General features: G+C 64.4%; 13 protein-coding genes, 1 tRNA gene and 1 pseudogene. 12 read left to right on the forward strand and 3 right to left on the reverse strand.

Annotated features, from left to right (window positions below; translation table 11 throughout):
• From QZ609_RS02245 to phoR, 10 genes and pseudogenes are all read left to right on the forward strand, one after another.
• Window positions 1-611, forward strand: a pseudogene (locus QZ609_RS02245) (cell division protein FtsH); the annotation flags it as partial.
• A 131-nt stretch (window positions 612-742) separates the two neighbouring features.
• Window positions 743-1,606, forward strand: coding sequence for a dihydropteroate synthase (gene folP / locus QZ609_RS02250; RefSeq protein ID WP_295490673.1), 864 nt, complete (start codon window positions 743-745; stop codon window positions 1,604-1,606).
• A gap of 105 nt (window positions 1,607-1,711) precedes the next feature.
• Window positions 1,712-3,055: a phosphoglucosamine mutase gene (gene glmM, locus QZ609_RS02255; RefSeq protein ID WP_295490495.1), complete on the forward strand. Its 1,344-nt coding sequence runs from the start codon at window positions 1,712-1,714 to the stop codon at window positions 3,053-3,055.
• 183 nt (window positions 3,056-3,238) lie between these two features.
• Window positions 3,239-4,270, forward strand: a complete 1,032-nt coding sequence (gene pstS, locus QZ609_RS02260; RefSeq protein ID WP_295490498.1) for a phosphate ABC transporter substrate-binding protein PstS — start codon at window positions 3,239-3,241, stop codon at window positions 4,268-4,270.
• Between the two features lie 89 nt (window positions 4,271-4,359).
• A complete protein-coding gene (gene pstC, locus QZ609_RS02265; protein ID WP_295490500.1) occupies window positions 4,360-5,325 on the forward strand; it encodes a phosphate ABC transporter permease PstC in 966 nt (321 codons plus the stop codon).
• A gap of 38 nt (window positions 5,326-5,363) precedes the next feature.
• Window positions 5,364-6,248, forward strand: coding sequence for a phosphate ABC transporter permease PstA (gene pstA / locus QZ609_RS02270; RefSeq protein WP_295490504.1), 885 nt, complete (start codon window positions 5,364-5,366; stop codon window positions 6,246-6,248).
• Entirely contained in the window at window positions 6,245-7,036 is a 792-nt protein-coding gene (pstB, locus tag QZ609_RS02275; RefSeq protein ID WP_295490507.1) for a phosphate ABC transporter ATP-binding protein PstB, read from the forward strand. Before pstA ends, pstB begins: the two co-directional genes overlap by 4 nt.
• Before the next feature lie 35 nt (window positions 7,037-7,071).
• Window positions 7,072-7,779, forward strand: coding sequence for a phosphate signaling complex protein PhoU (gene phoU / locus QZ609_RS02280; protein ID WP_295490510.1), 708 nt, complete (start codon window positions 7,072-7,074; stop codon window positions 7,777-7,779).
• A 24-nt stretch (window positions 7,780-7,803) separates the two neighbouring features.
• Window positions 7,804-8,517: a phosphate regulon transcriptional regulator PhoB gene (phoB, locus tag QZ609_RS02285; protein WP_295490512.1), complete on the forward strand. Its 714-nt coding sequence runs from the start codon at window positions 7,804-7,806 to the stop codon at window positions 8,515-8,517.
• Window positions 8,518-8,611: 94 nt separating this feature from the next.
• Window positions 8,612-9,943 carry a phosphate regulon sensor histidine kinase PhoR gene (gene phoR / locus QZ609_RS02290; RefSeq protein WP_295490515.1) on the forward strand — a complete coding sequence of 444 codons (1,332 nt, stop codon included), beginning with the start codon at window positions 8,612-8,614 and terminating at the stop codon, window positions 9,941-9,943.
• A gap of 68 nt (window positions 9,944-10,011) precedes the next feature.
• Here phoR and ppk1 read toward each other — a convergent pair whose 3' ends face one another.
• On the reverse strand, window positions 10,012-12,186 hold the full coding sequence (gene ppk1, locus QZ609_RS02295) for a polyphosphate kinase 1 (protein ID WP_295490518.1): 2,175 nt from the start codon (window positions 12,184-12,186) through the stop codon (window positions 10,012-10,014).
• Window positions 12,187-12,344: 158 nt separating this feature from the next.
• Here ppk1 and ppx point away from each other — a divergent pair, with 158 nt between their 5' ends.
• Window positions 12,345-13,883 (forward strand): exopolyphosphatase, encoded by a 1,539-nt coding sequence (ppx, locus tag QZ609_RS02300; RefSeq protein ID WP_295490521.1) that lies wholly within the window; start codon window positions 12,345-12,347, stop codon window positions 13,881-13,883.
• A gap of 76 nt (window positions 13,884-13,959) precedes the next feature.
• On the opposite strand, the gene QZ609_RS02305 is transcribed toward ppx, so the two are convergent.
• Window positions 13,960-14,808 (reverse strand): GNAT family N-acetyltransferase, encoded by an 849-nt coding sequence (locus QZ609_RS02305; RefSeq protein ID WP_295490524.1) that lies wholly within the window; start codon window positions 14,806-14,808, stop codon window positions 13,960-13,962.
• 133 nt (window positions 14,809-14,941) lie between these two features.
• Entirely contained in the window at window positions 14,942-15,415 is a 474-nt protein-coding gene (gene sixA, locus QZ609_RS02310; protein WP_295490527.1) for a phosphohistidine phosphatase SixA, read from the reverse strand.
• 166 nt (window positions 15,416-15,581) lie between these two features.
• Here sixA and QZ609_RS02315 point away from each other — a divergent pair.
• Window positions 15,582-15,658 (forward strand) — tRNA-Pro (locus tag QZ609_RS02315).

Raw genomic sequence — 15,658 nt, forward strand, 5'->3', positions numbered from 1 at the left:
TGCTGCCGAAGGCCGACCCGGTGCACAAGGTCACGATCATGCCGCGCGGCTGGGCCGGTGGCCTGACCTGGCAGCTGCCGGAGCATGACAAGCACTACGCCTACAAGGACACGATGCTCGAAGAGATCGCCATCCTGTTCGGCGGCCGTGCTGCGGAAGAGGTGTTCCTGGGTGCGATGAGCACCGGTGCTTCCAATGACTTCGAGCGCGCCACCAAGATGGCCCGCGACATGGTGACGCGCTACGGCATGAGCGATTCGCTCGGCACCATGGTCTACGTCGATACCGAACAGGACGGTTTCTTCGGCCGCATGGCGTCGAAGACGGTGTCCGAAGCCACGCAGCAGAAGGTCGATGCGGAAATCCGCCGCATCGTCGACGAGCAATACACGCTGGCCAAGGGCCTGCTGGAAGAGAATCGCGACAAGGTCGAGGCGATGACCGCCGCGCTGCTCGAGTGGGAAACCATCGATGCCGACCAGGTCAACGACATCATGGACGGCAAGCCGCCGCGTCCGCCGCGCTACGGTTCGAGCGGTGGTGGCAGCACGCCGCCCAACGGTGGCACGCCGGCTGGCGTGACGCCGGGCAATGTGCCCGCCACGGCCTGATGCTTGAATGATGGGGTCGTCCGCGAGGACGACGCAGGAGAGCCGGTGCACGCGCACCGGCTTTTTTGTTGGCGCCATTTTCTGGCATGCTTCGGGCGCTGCATTCGGATTTACGTACCTTGTCTGCTTCCATTCCGACCACGACGCACTTTCAGTGCGGCCGCTTTCGCTACGCACGTGACCGGCGCCCGCTGGTGATGGGTATCCTCAACGTCACGCCCGATTCGTTTTCCGATGGCGGCCAGCATGCCACGCGCGACGCCGCGCTGCGCCATGCCGAGCTGCTGATCGCCGAGGGCGTCGACATCATCGACATTGGCGGCGAGTCGAGCCGGCCGGGTGCCGAGCCGCTGAGCCTGCAGGCAGAGCTGGACCGCGTCATGCCGATCGTCGAGGCGCTGCGCGAGTGCGGTCAGCCGCTCTCCATCGACACCTACAAGCCCGAGGTGATGCGCGCCTCGCTTGAGGCAGGTGCTGACCTGATCAACGACATCTGGGGCTTCCGTCGCCCCGGTGCGATCGAGGCGGTGACCAAGGGCGATGCTGGCCTGTGCGTGATGCACATGCAGCGCGACCCGGAAACCATGCAGGAGGCGCCCAGCTACACCGACCTGATGTCGGAAGTGGAAGCGTTCCTGCGGGCGCAGGCCGAAGCGTTGCTGGCGGCAGGCGTCGCGGCCGAACGGATTTCGCTGGACCCAGGATTTGGCTTCGGCAAGACGCCGGATCACAATCTCACCATGCTCAACCGCCTGGAGTGCTTCGAGCGGATTGGGCTGCCGCTGCTGGTGGGGCTGTCGCGCAAATCGACGCTGGGCGCGGTGCTGGGCGGCAAGCCGCCGGCCGAGCGTGTCACGGCGAGCGTGGCGGCAGCGTTGCTGGCGGCGGAGCGGGGCGCCTTCATCGTGCGGGTGCATGATGTGCAGCCGACCGTCGAGGCCATCCAGCTCTGGTGGGCGATGTGCCATGAGCGCGTCGATCCGCCGCTCGCCTGACGCCCGTGCCGGCCTTGCGCGATCAGGGTCAAGCAAACAGATGATTGTCCGGCTGCGGCCGGCGCTTTACAAACGGAAGACCATCCTCTTCAGGAGAGACACGTAATGTCCAGGAAGTATTTCGGCACCGACGGCATCCGTGGCCGTGTGGGCGAGAGCCCGATCACCCCGGACTTCGTGCTGCGGCTCGGCTATGCGGCGGGCCGCGTGCTGGCGCATGGCGGCGAGGCGCACGGGCATGGCCGCCCGACCGTGCTGATCGGCAAGGACACGCGCCTGTCGGGCTACATGCTGGAAGCCGCGCTCGAGGCGGGCTTTACCGCCGCCGGCGTCGATGTGTTGATGAGTGGTCCGTTGCCGACCCCCGGCGTGGCGTACCTCACGCGCGCGCTGCGCCTGTCCGCCGGCGTGGTGATTTCGGCTTCGCACAACCCGTACCACGACAACGGCATCAAGTTCTTCTCCGCCACTGGCGACAAGCTGCCGGACCAAACCGAGTTGCAGATCGAGGCCGAGCTGGAAAAGCCGATGGTGTACGCGGCCTCCGACGCACTGGGCCGTGCCCGCCGCATCGACGATGCCGCCGGCCGCTACATCGAGTTCTGCAAGAGCACGTTCCCGAGCGACCTGAACCTGTTCGACATGAAGATCGTGCTGGACAGCGCGCACGGCGCGGCCTATCACATCGCGCCTCACGTCTTCCACGAACTGGGCGCCGATGTGATTTCGATCGGCAACCAGCCGAACGGTCGCAACATCAACGACGGCTACGGCGCCACCGCGCCCGCCAAGCTGGTTGAGGCGACCCGCGAGCACAACGCCGACATCGGCCTGGCCTTCGATGGCGATGCCGACCGCCTGCAGGTGGTCGACAAAAACGGCCGCCTCTACAACGGCGACGAGCTGCTCTACGTGATGGTGCAAGCGCGCCGCGCGGCCGGCCAGACGGTCCAGGGCGCTGTCGGTACGCTGATGACCAACCTCGCGGTGGAGCTGGCCCTCAAGGCACAGGGCGTCGACTTCGTGCGCGCCAAGGTCGGTGACCGCTACGTGCTGGAAGAGCTCAAGAAGAAGGGCTGGCTGCTGGGCGGCGAGGGCTCGGGCCACCTGCTGTGCCTGGACAAGCACAGCACCGGTGACGGCATCATCTCGGCGCTGCAGGTGCTGGCGGCACTGCGCCGCAGCGGCCAGACGCTGGAGCAGATGCTGGACGGCGTGCACCTGTTCCCGCAAAAGCTGATCAACGTGCGGGTGGCGAAGGGCTTCGACTGGAAGTCGCATGCCGGCCTGCAGGCTGCGCTCAAGGTGAGCGAGGCGGAACTCGACGGCAAGGGGCGCGTGCTGATCCGCCCGTCGGGGACGGAGCCGGTGGTGCGTGTGATGGTTGAGGCACAGGATGCCGAGCTCGCTGCGCGACATGCCGAACGGCTTGCCGCCACGATCCAGTAGGGTTGGCGGCTGATGCGTAACAAAGCGGCGGAAACGCCGCTTTTTTTGTGCATAACAGCCGACATTATGGCGTCCTGAGTGCGCTAGAAGAAGTTTTTGTGTTGTCACGGAACTGTCATCTTCGAGACCTAAAGTTCGGGTGTCAAAAATTTGTCATCGCTCAACCGCTCCTCTGGAGGACACATGAAACTGGTCAAGACCGCGATCGCGGGCGTTGTTTCGCTGGCTATCGCTGGTGTTGCGTTTGCAGCCGACATCACCGGCGCTGGCGCGACCTTCCCGGCACCCGTCTACAACAAGTGGGCCGACGCCTATCAGAAGGCTACCGGCACCAAGGTGAACTACCAAGGTATCGGCTCGTCGGGTGGCATCAAGCAGATCACCGCCAAGACCGTCGACTTCGGCGCATCGGACATGCCGCTGAAGGACGACGAACTGAGCAAGGGCGGCCTGATGCAGTTCCCGACCGTGATCGGCGGCGTGGTGCCGGTGATCAACCTGCCGGGCGTGAAGGCTGGCGAGCTGATGCTGAACGGCCAAGTGCTGGGCGACATCTACCTGGGCAAGGTCAAGAAGTGGAACGACCCGGCCATCGCCAAGCTGAACCCGAAGGCCAAGCTGCCGGACCAGGACATCCTGGTGGTGCGCCGTGCTGACGGTTCGGGCACGTCCTTCATCTTCACGAACTACCTGTCGAAGGTGAACGCCGAGTGGAAGGGCAAGGTTGGTGAAGGCACGACCGTGAACTGGCCGACCGGCACGGGCGGCAAGGGCAACGAAGGCGTGGCTGCATTCGTGCAGCGTCTGGGCGGCGCGATCGGCTACGTCGAGTACGCCTACGCCAAGCAGAACCACATGACCCACATCAATCTGCAGAACGCTTCGGGTGCCGTGGTGCAGCCGACCAGCGAAGCCTTCAAGGCCGCCGCTGCCGGTGCCGACTGGAACAAATCGTTCTACCAGATCCTGACCAACCAGCCGGGCAAGGACGCATGGCCGATCGCCGGCGCCACCTTCATCCTGCTGCACAAGACCCAGGAAAAGCCGGTGCAAGGCACCGAAGTCCTGAAGTTCTTCGACTGGGCCTACAAGAACGGCGGCAAGGACGCCAGCAACCTGGACTACGTGCCGCTGCCGGATCCGGTGCTGAACCAGATCCGCGCGACCTGGAAGTCGAACGTGAAGGATGCATCGGGCAAGGCGATCTACAACTGATCGTCGCTTGATGCAGGTGCGGGCGGCGGATCCTGGATCAGGCCGCCCGCGCTTTTTGAAGACTGACTCGACGGCTGACTGGTTTCCCTATGGCCACGCTTTCCGATTCCTCCGGCGTTCGCGCCCCAAGCCGCACTGGCGACTTGCTGTTCGGCGGTCTGACCCGCTTTGCTGCAATCGTCACGCTCCTGCTGCTGGGCGGCATCATCGTCTCGCTGATCATCAGCGCCTGGCCCTCGCTCCAGAAGTTCGGCCTGTCGTTCCTGTGGAATTCGGAGTGGGATCCGCCCGCCGATATATTCGGTGCCCTGGTGCCGATCTACGGCACGCTGGTCACCTCGCTGATCGCACTCATCATTGCGGTGCCGGTCAGCTTTGGCATTGCCCTGTTTCTCACTGAGCTGTCGCCGGCCTGGCTGCGCCGACCGCTTGGTACCGCCATCGAGCTGCTCGCTGCCGTGCCGTCCATCGTCTACGGCATGTGGGGCTTGCTCGTGTTTGCGCCGATCTTCGGTGAATACTTTCAAAAGCCGCTGGCCGCGACCATCGGCAAGATCCCGTTCGTGGGCGCGCTGTTCCAGGGCGCGCCGATCGGCATCGGCCTGCTGTGCGCCGGGGTGATCCTGGCGATCATGATCATCCCGTACATCTCGGCGGTGATGCGCGACGTGTTCGAGATCACGCCGACGCTGCTCAAGGAATCCGCCTACGGCGTGGGCTGCACGACGTGGGAAGTGATGTGGAACGTGGTGCTGCCATACACCAAGGCCGGTGTGGTCGGTGGTGTGATGCTGGGCCTGGGCCGCGCGCTGGGCGAGACCATGGCCGTCACCTTCGTGATCGGCAACACCAACCTGCTCTCGGACGTGTCGCTGTTCTCGCCGGGCAACAGCATTACGTCTGCGCTGGCAAACGAATTTGCCGAAGCCGGGCAGGGCCTGCATACCGCCGCGCTGATGGAGCTGGGCCTGATCCTGTTCGTCATCACGTTCTTCGTGCTGGCTGCATCCAAGCTGTTGCTGCTGCGCCTGCAGAAGGGTGAGGGTCAAAAGTGAACCAACGTCAGTCGCCCGACGCCATGAGACCTAATACCATGCGTACGCAATCGATTCCTGCCGTCCGCGCCGATTCCGAACAGACCAAATCGCGCCTGCAGGCTCGTCGCCGCAACGTCAACCGCCTTGCGCTGACGCTGTCGCTCGCCGCCATGGGCTTCGGCCTGGTGTGGCTGGCGTGGATCCTGTGGACCACGCTCACGCTGGGCATCGGCGGTCTGTCGCTGTCGCTCTTCACAGAGATGACGCCGCCTGCGAACACGCCGGGGGGCGGTCTGGCTAACGCCATTGCCGGCTCGTTCCTGCTGGTGGGCCTGGCCACGCTGATCGGCACGCCGCTGGGCATCCTGGCCGGCATCTACTTGGCCGAGTACGGCAAGACCTCGCCGCTCGCGAGCACCACGCGCTTCATCAACGACATCCTGCTGTCGGCGCCGTCCATCGTGATCGGCCTGTTCGTCTACGCCATCGTGGTGGCCCGCGTGCAGCACTTCTCGGGCGTCGCGGGTGTGGTTGCGCTGGCGCTGCTGCAGATTCCGATCGTGGTGCGCACCACCGAGAACATGCTGAACCTGGTGCCCAACGCGATGCGTGAAGCGGCCATGGCACTCGGCACGCCCAAGTGGAAGATGGTGCTGTCGATCACGCTCAAAGCCTCGTATGCGGGTGTGATCACCGGTGTGCTGCTGGCCATCGCGCGCATTGCCGGCGAGACCGCACCGCTGCTCTTCACCGCGCTGAACAACCAGTTCTGGAGCCTGGATCTGAATCAGCCGATCGCCACGTTGCCAACCGTGATCTTCAAGTTTGCGATGCAGCCGGATACCCATCTGCAGCAATTGGCTTGGGCCGGCGTCTTCCTAATTACGCTGGGTGTGCTGGGGCTGAATGTCCTCGCGCGTGCCTTGTTCACCAGAAAATGATCATGACTGCTACGTCTCTCGACATCCGCGTGCAAAGCCCGAAGATCGATGTGCGCGATCTGAACTTCTACTACGGCAAGTTCCACGCGCTGAAGAACATCACGCTGCAGATTCCGGAGAAGCAGGTGACGGCCTTCATCGGCCCGTCGGGCTGCGGCAAGTCGACGCTGCTGCGCACCTTCAACAAGATGTACGCGCTGTACCCCGAGCAGCGCGCTGAAGGTGCGATCAACATGGACGGCGAGAACCTGCTGACGTCGAACATGGACATCGCCCTGCTGCGCGCCAAGGTGGGCATGGTGTTCCAGAAGCCGACGCCGTTCCCGATGTCGATCTACGACAACATCGCGTTTGGCGTGAAGCTGTTCGAGCGCCTGTCGCGCTCCGAGATGGACGACCGGGTGGAATGGGCGCTGACCAAGGCGGCGCTGTGGGGCGAAGTGAAGGACAAGCTCAACCAGTCTGGCTACGGCCTGTCGGGCGGTCAGCAGCAGCGTCTGTGCATCGCGCGCGGCATCGCCATCCGTCCGGAAGTGCTGCTGCTGGACGAGCCGTGCTCCGCGCTGGACCCGATTTCCACCGGCAAGATCGAAGAGCTGATCGCCGAGCTGAAGGACGATTACACGGTTGTCATCGTCACGCATAACATGCAACAGGCGGCGCGCTGTTCCGACTACACCGCCTACATGTACCTGGGCGATCTGATCGAATTCGGCGAGACCGAAAAGATCTTCATCAAGCCCCGCCGCAAAGAGACGGAAGACTACATTACCGGCCGCTTCGGCTGATTGGCGCAACGCACTGAAGCGACAAGGAGAAAGCGATGTCCGATAAACATCTGTCGACGCAATTCGATACCGACCTGACCTCGATCAGCACCAAGGTGCTGCAGATGGGCGGCCTGGTGGAAGCGCAGATCGCGCGTGCCATGCGCGCGCTGGCCAACTTCGACGCCGAGCTGTGCGACCAGGTACTGGCCGTGGAGCTGGAAGTCAACGCGCTGGAAATCGAGATCGACGGCGACTGCAACAACATCATCGCGCGCCGCCAGCCGACCGCGCGTGACCTGCGTCTGGTGATGGCGATCTCGAAGACGATCACCAACCTGGAGCGCGCCGGCGACGAGGCCGAGAAGATCGCCAAGCGCACCAAGCGGCTCATGCAGGATCCGCTGGCCCACTCGCTCAACTACGCCGACGTGAAGCGCTCGGGCGAGATGGCCGCCACCATCCTGCGCCATGCGCTGGACGCGTTCGCCCGCCTGGACACCGTTGAAGCCGTGTCGATCCTGAAGGAAGACAAGGCCATCGACGAGGAATTCCGCGGCTTCATGCGCGAGCTGATCACCTACATGATGGAGAACCCGCGCACCATCTCGGTGGCGCTGGACCTGCTCTTCATTGCCAAGGCCATCGAGCGGATCGGCGACCACGCCAAGAACATCGCTGAATTCATCATCTACATCGTCAAGGGAACCGACGTCCGGCACGCTTCGCGCGAGGCGCTGGAGCGCGAGATTCTCGGCGAATAACCAGCAAGGACTGGAGACGTGAGCATGCCGAGCAGCATTCTGGTAGTGGAAGACGAGCCGGCGATCGCCGAGCTGATCGCCGTCAACCTGCAGCACGCGGGTCACTACCCGATTCGCGCCTACAACGCTGAACAAGCACTTTCGCTGATGAGCGATGTGCTGCCCGACCTCGTCCTGCTGGACTGGATGCTGCCCGGCAAGTCGGGCGTGATGTTCGCCAAGGAGCTGCGCGCCAACGAGCGCACGCGCCAGATCCCGATCATCATGCTGACCGCCCGCAGCGAAGAGCAGGACAAGATCATGGGCCTGGACAGCGGCGCCGACGATTACGTCACCAAGCCGTTCTCGCCCAAGGAATTGCTGGCTCGCATCAAGGCCGTGCTGCGTCGCCGTGCGCCGCAGCTGACCGACGATGTGGTCGCCATCAACGGCCTCAAGCTGGACCCGGCCACGCACCGCGTGACTGCGCTGTCGACCGAAGCAGAAAACCCGATCAAGCTGGACCTGGGCCCGACCGAGTTTCGCCTGCTGCACTTCCTGATGACGCATCCGGAGCGCGTGCATAGCCGTTCGCAGCTGCTCGACCAGGTGTGGGGCGACCACGTATTCGTCGAAGAGCGCACCGTCGACGTGCACATCAAGCGCCTGCGCGCCGCGCTCGCCCCAGGCGGCTACAGCAACATGATCGAAACCGTGCGCGGCAGCGGCTACCGCCTGGCGCGCAACCCTGGCCAGTAACCCGGCATCGCCGTATCGATTCGTTAGGCACACCCCGCGTCCGTCATTGCGGGGCCTGTTCCGCCCCCGCAGGTCCAGCGCTTAGAATGCCCTTATGAATGTCTTCTGGACCCGCTTTGCCTTCACGCTCGCCCTCATGGGGGGAGTCGCTGGGGTGCTGTATGCCTTCGCCAACCACGTCGTTGCGCTGGCCGTGTTCAGCGCGATGCTGCTGGCGTTGCTGCTGTATTACGTCTACCAGATCCAACGTCTGTGGCGCGTGCTCGACTCGCCGGCCTATGGCGAGATCCCCAGCGCGCTTGGCCTGTGGGGCGAGGTCTACTACCGCCTGCACCGGCTGATGAAGGGCTGGCGCACCCAGGTGCTCCAGGTCGAGCAGCAGCACAGCCGCTTCATCCAGGCCATCCAGGCGTCTCCCAACGGCGTGCTGATGCTCGACGCCGAAGACCAGATCGAATGGTGCAACGCCGTCGCTGAAGAACACTTCGGCCTGTCCGCCAAGCGTGACCTGCGCCAACGCATTACCCACCTGATCCGCCGACCGGAGTTCGTGCGCTACCTGGCGCGCGGCGAGTTCGAGGAGCCGCTCACCATGCATGACGTGGGCCCCCACAAGCAAAGCATCGTCTCCGCCCAAGTCCTGCCATATGGCGAGGACCGCAAACTGCTGGTGTCGCAGGACATCACCAAGCTGGAGAACACCGAGGCGATGCGCCGCGACTTCGTCGCCAACGTCTCGCATGAGCTGAAGACGCCGCTGACGGTGCTCTCGGGCTTTCTGGAGACCGTGCGCGACCTCCCGCTGCCCGAGGAAGACAAGAAGCGCTACCTGGACATGATGCACGTACAGGCCATGCGCATGCAGCATCTGGTGGAAGACCTGCTGGCGCTGGCCACGCTCGAGGGCAACTCCGAGCCGCCGTCGGTCACGCCGGTGCCGATGCAGCGCATGATGCTGCAGCTCCAGCACGATATCGAGGCGCTCTCGGCCGGCCGTCACACGGTCAGCATGACGTGCGATGCGGCGGTGAGCGTGTGCGGGGCGGAGCTGGAGTTGCTGTCGGCATTCAGCAACCTGGCGTCCAATGCGGTGCGCTACACCCCCGATGGCGGCAGGATCAGCCTGGACTGGAGCGTGAAGGACGGTCACGGCGTGTTCTCCGTGACCGATACCGGCATCGGCATCGCGCCCGAGCACATTCCGCGCCTGACCGAGCGTTTCTATCGCGTCGACCGCAGCCGTTCGCGTGACACCGGCGGCACCGGGCTGGGGCTGGCCATCGTCAAGCACGTGCTGTCGCGACATGGCGCAGAGCTGCAGGTGACGAGCGAGCGCGGCAAGGGCAGCACCTTCAGCGCGAGCTTCCCGCCCGAGCGCACGGTCGTGCGCAGCGCACCCGTTTCCGACGTCGAACGCGCAGCCTGATCGGCGTCGCCCAAACAAAAAGCGCACGCCAGGGAGCGTGCGCTTTTTGTTTTCCGAGTCAGGCGTGGTCAGCCCGCCTGGATCTCCGCTGCAAGTTTGGCCGTGGCTTCTGCCGCGGTTGCCGCTGCCACCGCGGCGGCTGTCTCCGCCGCTGCCGCGGCTTGCGGCGAGAAGTGGTTCAGCAGATCCATCTGGCTCACGCGCACGTGCTTGGCGCGGGTCTGGCGCCGCGTGTACGAACCATCGTCCTGCATCACCCAGGCCGAGGTGTTGTCGCGCAGATGCACCTGCAGGCTCTCCTTGATGACGCGCGCCTTGAGCTTGCGGTCGAGCACCGGGAAGGCCACCTCCACGCGGCGGAACAGGTTGCGGTCCATCCAGTCGGCGCTCGACAGGTAGACGACTTCTTCGCCGCCAGCATGGAAGTAGTAGACGCGGTGGTGCTCCAGGAAGCGTCCGACGATCGAGCGCACGCTGATGTTCTCCGACAGCCCCGGCACGCCCGGCTTGAGCGCGCACACGCCGCGCACGATCAGGTCGATCTTCACGCCGGCGCGCGAGGCCTTGTACAGCTCCTCGATGATGGTCGGCTCGAGCAGCGCATTCATCTTGCCGATGATGCGCGCACGCCGGCCGCCGCGTGCCGCGCGCGCCTCGGCGCGGATGTGCTCGATCAGGTTGGCGTGCATGGTGAACGGCGAGTGCCACAGGTGGTGCAGCTTGACCTGCGCGCCGGTGCCGGTCAGCAGCTGGAACACGTGGTGCACGTCTTCGCAGATCTGCTCGTTGGTCGTCATCAGGCCGAAATCGGTGTAGAGGCGGGCGGTCTTGGGGTGATAGTTGCCGGTGCCCAGGTGTGCATAGCGGCGCAGGCTGACGGTCTTGCTCTTGCCACCCGTTGCCTCGCGGCGCACCACCAGCAGCATCTTGGCGTGGCACTTGTGGCCGACCACGCCGTACACCACGTGTGCGCCGGCCGATTCCAACTGGTCGGCCCAGTTGATGTTCGTTTCTTCGTCAAAGCGCGCCAGCAGCTCGACCACCACGGTCACTTCCTTGCCGTTGCGCGCGGCCTTGATCAGCGCTTCCATCACCGGCGACTCATTGCCGGTGCGGTATACGGTCTGCTTGATGGCGACCACGTCAGGATCGCGCGCGGCCTGCTGCAACAGCTCCAGCACGGGCGTGAAGCTCTCGTACGGATGGTGCAGCAGGATGTCGCCCTGGCGAATCGCATCGAAAACGTTGGCGCTGGCGCTGATGGCCTTGACCGCAGCGGGCGTGTGCGGCGGATATTTCAGCACCGGCCGGTCGACCAGGTCGGGCACCTGCAGCAGGCGCACCAGGTTCACCGGCCCCTGCACGCGATAGCAGTCGGCTTCGGTCAGGCCAAACTCTTCGAGCAGCCGGCGCGCCAGGGCCGGCGACGTATCGTGCGCGATCTCCAGCCGGACCGCGTCACCAAAGTGACGCGTCGACAGTTCGCCCTGCAGCGCCTCGCGCAGGTCGGTGATTTCGTCTTCCGACACGAACAGGTCGGAGTTGCGCGTGACGCGGAACTGGTAGCAGCCGTGCACGTCGATCTGCGGAAACAGCTCGTGCACAAAACCCTGCATGAACGACGACAGCAGCACAAAGCCGTACGGGTACCCCGACAGCTCCGGTGGCATCTGCACCAGGCGGGGCAGGGCGCGCGGCGCCTGCACGATGGCCAACTCCGCCTCGCGGCCGAACGCATCCTTGCCCGAAAGCTCGATGATGAAGTTCAGGCTCTTGTTGAGCACGCGCGGGAAGGGGTGCGCCGGGTCCAGTGCCATCGGCGTCAGGATCGGCACCAGCTCGCGCTGGAAGAAGCCACGGCACCACGCGCGCTGGGCGTCATTCCAGTTGGTGGTCATGTGGAAGAACACGCCTTCCTTCTCGAGCAGCGGCAGGATCTCGTCCTGCAGCATGGCATACTGTTGCGCCACAAGCTGCCGCACCCGCCCGGTCACCATGCTGAATGCCTGCTGGACCGACAAGCCATCGGGCGTGATGGCCGAAGGGTTGTCGCGCATCTGTTCCTTCAACCCTGCGATGCGGATCTCGAAGAACTCATCCAGATTGCTCGATACGATGCAGATGAACTTGAGCCGTTCCATGAGCGGAACGGCCGGATCGGCGGCCTGCGCGAGCACGCGTGCATTGAACTCGAGAATGCCGACTTCTCGATTGAGCAGGTCGCCGGTCGGCAATGTCGACATGGTAATTTCTTGCAAATGACGGTCCGGCCACTTTTTCATAGTCTGGTGTCAAACTTGTGACACATTAAAATTGTCACGTTCGGGACACAATAAAGACATATTTTGTTGCCCAACGTAAAGAACAGCAATCCCCCCGCGTCTTATTCCGCATTTCATACATGAACGCCACCCCCCGTCTGCTGGCTGCTGTCGATATGGGTTCCAACAGCTTCCGGCTGATGATCGGCCGCGTTGACGAAACCGTCACCGCGAGCGGCAACAGCAGCAGCCAGATCTTCCAGGTGGACGCACTGCGCGAACCGGTACGCCTGGCAGCAGGGCTTACGCAAGATAAATACCTGGACCAGCCCGCGCGCCGTCGTGGTGTCGATGCGCTGCGCCGCTTCGGCGACCGGCTGCGCGATTTTTCGCCGGATCACGTGCGCGCGGTGGCCACCAACACGCTGCGTGTGGCCAAGAACGCGCAGGAGTTCCTGATCGAGGCGGAGGCCGCGCTCGGTTTCCCCATCGAGGTGATTGCGGGCCGCGAAGAGGCGCGCCTGATCTATCTTGGTGCATCGCATGACGCGCCCGCGTGCCAGGGCAACCGGCTCGTGGTCGACATCGGCGGTGGTTCGACCGAGTTCATCATCGGCAACGGCTACAAGCCCAAGCTGATGGAGTCGCTCTACATCGGCTGCGTTTCGCACAGCCGCCATTTCTTCCCCAATGGCAACGTCGACGATTACGCGATGAAGCAGGCCGAGCTGGCCGCGCGTCGTGAGATCCAGGTGCTGGTGCAGCACTACCGCACGGCGGGGTGGAACCAGGCGGTCGGCTCGTCCGGCACGGCGCGTGCGCTGGCGGAGTTGATCGAACTCAACGGCTTCAACGACAAGAGCAACGAGCACGGCATCACGCGTGAAGGGCTGGAGCGCCTCAAGCGCGCGCTGGTCAAGGCCGAGAACACCAACCGCCTGAAGCTCACGGGCCTGAAGGCCGATCGCATCCCGGTGTTGCCGGGCGGCTTGTCGATCATGCTCGGCGTGTTTGCCGAGCTCGATATCGATCGCATGGACGTGACCGACGGCGCGCTGCGCCTGGGCGTGCTGTACGACCTGCTCGGCCGCAGCCATCATGAGGACATGCGCACGGTGACGATCGAGCAGTTCATGCGCCGCTACAACGTCGACCGCTCACAGGCGCACCGCGTGCGCGATGCGGCAATGGCGCTGCTCGCACAGTTTCCCGATCCGCCCGATGAACGCCGCGACGACAACCTCGCGCTGCTCGGCTGGGCCGCGAGCCTGCATGAGATCGGCATGAGCATCTCGCATAGCGGCTATCACAAGCATTCGGCCTACATCGCCAGCCATGCCGACATGCCGGGCTTCTCGAAGACCGATCAGGCTCGCCTGGCGACGCTGCTGCTCGGCCATGCGGGCAAGCTGGGCAAGCTTTCGGGCGGCGGCAAGTTCCTGGATTGGAGGATGCTGTTCAGCCTGCGCCTGGCCTTCGTGCTGTGCCGCCGGCGTGGTGCGATCCAGCTGCCGGGTCTGCGCGTGCGCCACAGCGAAGGTGAGCTCAACGAAGGCGGCTTCGAGGTGGAGCTGCCGAAGAGCTGGATCGAGCAAAACCCGCTGGTCGAGTACAGCCTCGCGCAGGAGGCCGACGAGTGGCAGCGCATCGGCCGCCGTTACAAGGTGGTCTACGTGTAGGCGTGTCGCTGCGGCGATGCAAACAAAACGGCCCGGTCTTGCGATCCGGGCCGTTTTGCTTTGATGCGGTTTCGCGTCACGCGCGCAGGAAGTGGCGAGCGTAACGCGAGTTGATATCCGACAGGCGCAGCAGCGTGAGGAAGTCGGCGACGTTGAAGTCGGGGTCCCAGGCGGGGGCGCCGCAGATGCGGGCGCCCAGGCGCAGGTAGCCCTTGACCAGCGCGGGCGGCTCGACTTCCAGGTGCTGGTTCAGCTCGTCCACCGGCAGGGCCACGCGCGGGAAGGCGTGGTACTCGATCGGGGCCAGCGAGCCGTCTTCCACGAAGCTGCGATAGAGGCTGGCAGCAAAGTGGCCGCCGTCGCCCATCGACACGCTCGCGCAGCCCAGCATCGATTCGAAGCCGTAGCGCTGCATGTACTCACCCAGGCCCGCCCACAGCGCCATGATGACGCTGCCCGAGCGGTAGTCACGGTGCACGCACGAGCGGCCCAGTTCGACCATCTTCGGGCGCAGGTGCGTCAGGCGCACGAGGTCGAACTCCGATTCCGAATACAGGCAGCCGATCTGCTTGGCGGCGTCCGGGCGCAGCACGCGGTAGGTGCCGACCACGCGCAGCGTTTTCTGGTCGCGCACGATCAGGTGATCGCACACGGCGTCGAACATGTCGACGTCCAGTTCAGCATGGGCCGAGGCGAGGCGGGCGCCCATTTCCTCGGCAAAGACCTTGTAGCGCAGGCGCTGCGCCTCGGTTACTTCATCCTGGTGGCGCGCCCACGAAACGGCCAGAACAGGCTTGTCACGCGTCGGAACAGCGTCCGGTCCGCGATGAAGACCCCTCCGTGAGTTGGCCTGGCCGAGATTCGCCAGATTCAGGCTCGGCAGTGCATCGATCAACGGCTGGGTGGGCGTCGGCAGGTCTCGCATTCGGATCCCCAAGGGTGGATTTCGAGGCGATTCTAGAGACGCTCCATGACAGATCGGCGACAAAAGCGTGTCAATCGTGACTGTTACATGAAATTTCGGTAACGATTCGATGACGGCGCGGCTTGCCACGTGTTCAGAGCATGTCCGGATTCATCACCGCGCGCAGCACCGTCTGCGCTTCGTCTTCGCGCACGCGCCGCGACAACCACCACACGCCGGCCTTCTTCACGCTCCAATCCATCTCCGTGCCGGCGATCAGCAGGCTGGCCAGGCGGCCGATCCAAGGCTGGTGGCCGACCAGCACCAGGTTCGCGTTCGACGGCCAGTCCAACGCAGAGAGGATCTCGCTCACGTCCGCCCCCGGGGCGAGGGCAGGCAGGGTCTGGAATTGCTCGGTGAGGGCGCGTGCGGTCTGCTGCGTGCGCACGGCGGGGCTGGCGAGGACGAGTGTGCCTTCGGGCAGGCGCGGGCGCAGCCATGCGGCCATCTTGTCGGCTTGCTTGTGTCCGCGCGGGGTCAGCTCACGCTGCAGGTCGGTTGCGCGCTGGATGCGCAACGGGGAGGCCACGTCTTCGGCTTCGGCGTGGCGCCACAGGATCAGGTTCATAGATGGGGTCGGTGAGGGGTGAGGCTTCGCATCCTTTATATCACCGCGCCATGACGCTGGATCGCATTCCAATGGGCGGCTGCGTTATGCGCACCGGCGGTGATGATTGTGCTCGGCGCTGCGCCAGTTTGACCGCCGTGTTACAGAAGCGGTACAATCGCCGGCTCGGGGCGTAGCGCAGCCTGGTAGCGCATCTGATTTGGGATCAGAGGGTCGCATGTTCGAATCATGTCGCCCCGACCA

It is taken from the genome of uncultured Ralstonia sp. (assembly GCA_913056305.1).
GTDB lineage: Bacteria > Pseudomonadota > Gammaproteobacteria > Burkholderiales > Burkholderiaceae > Ralstonia.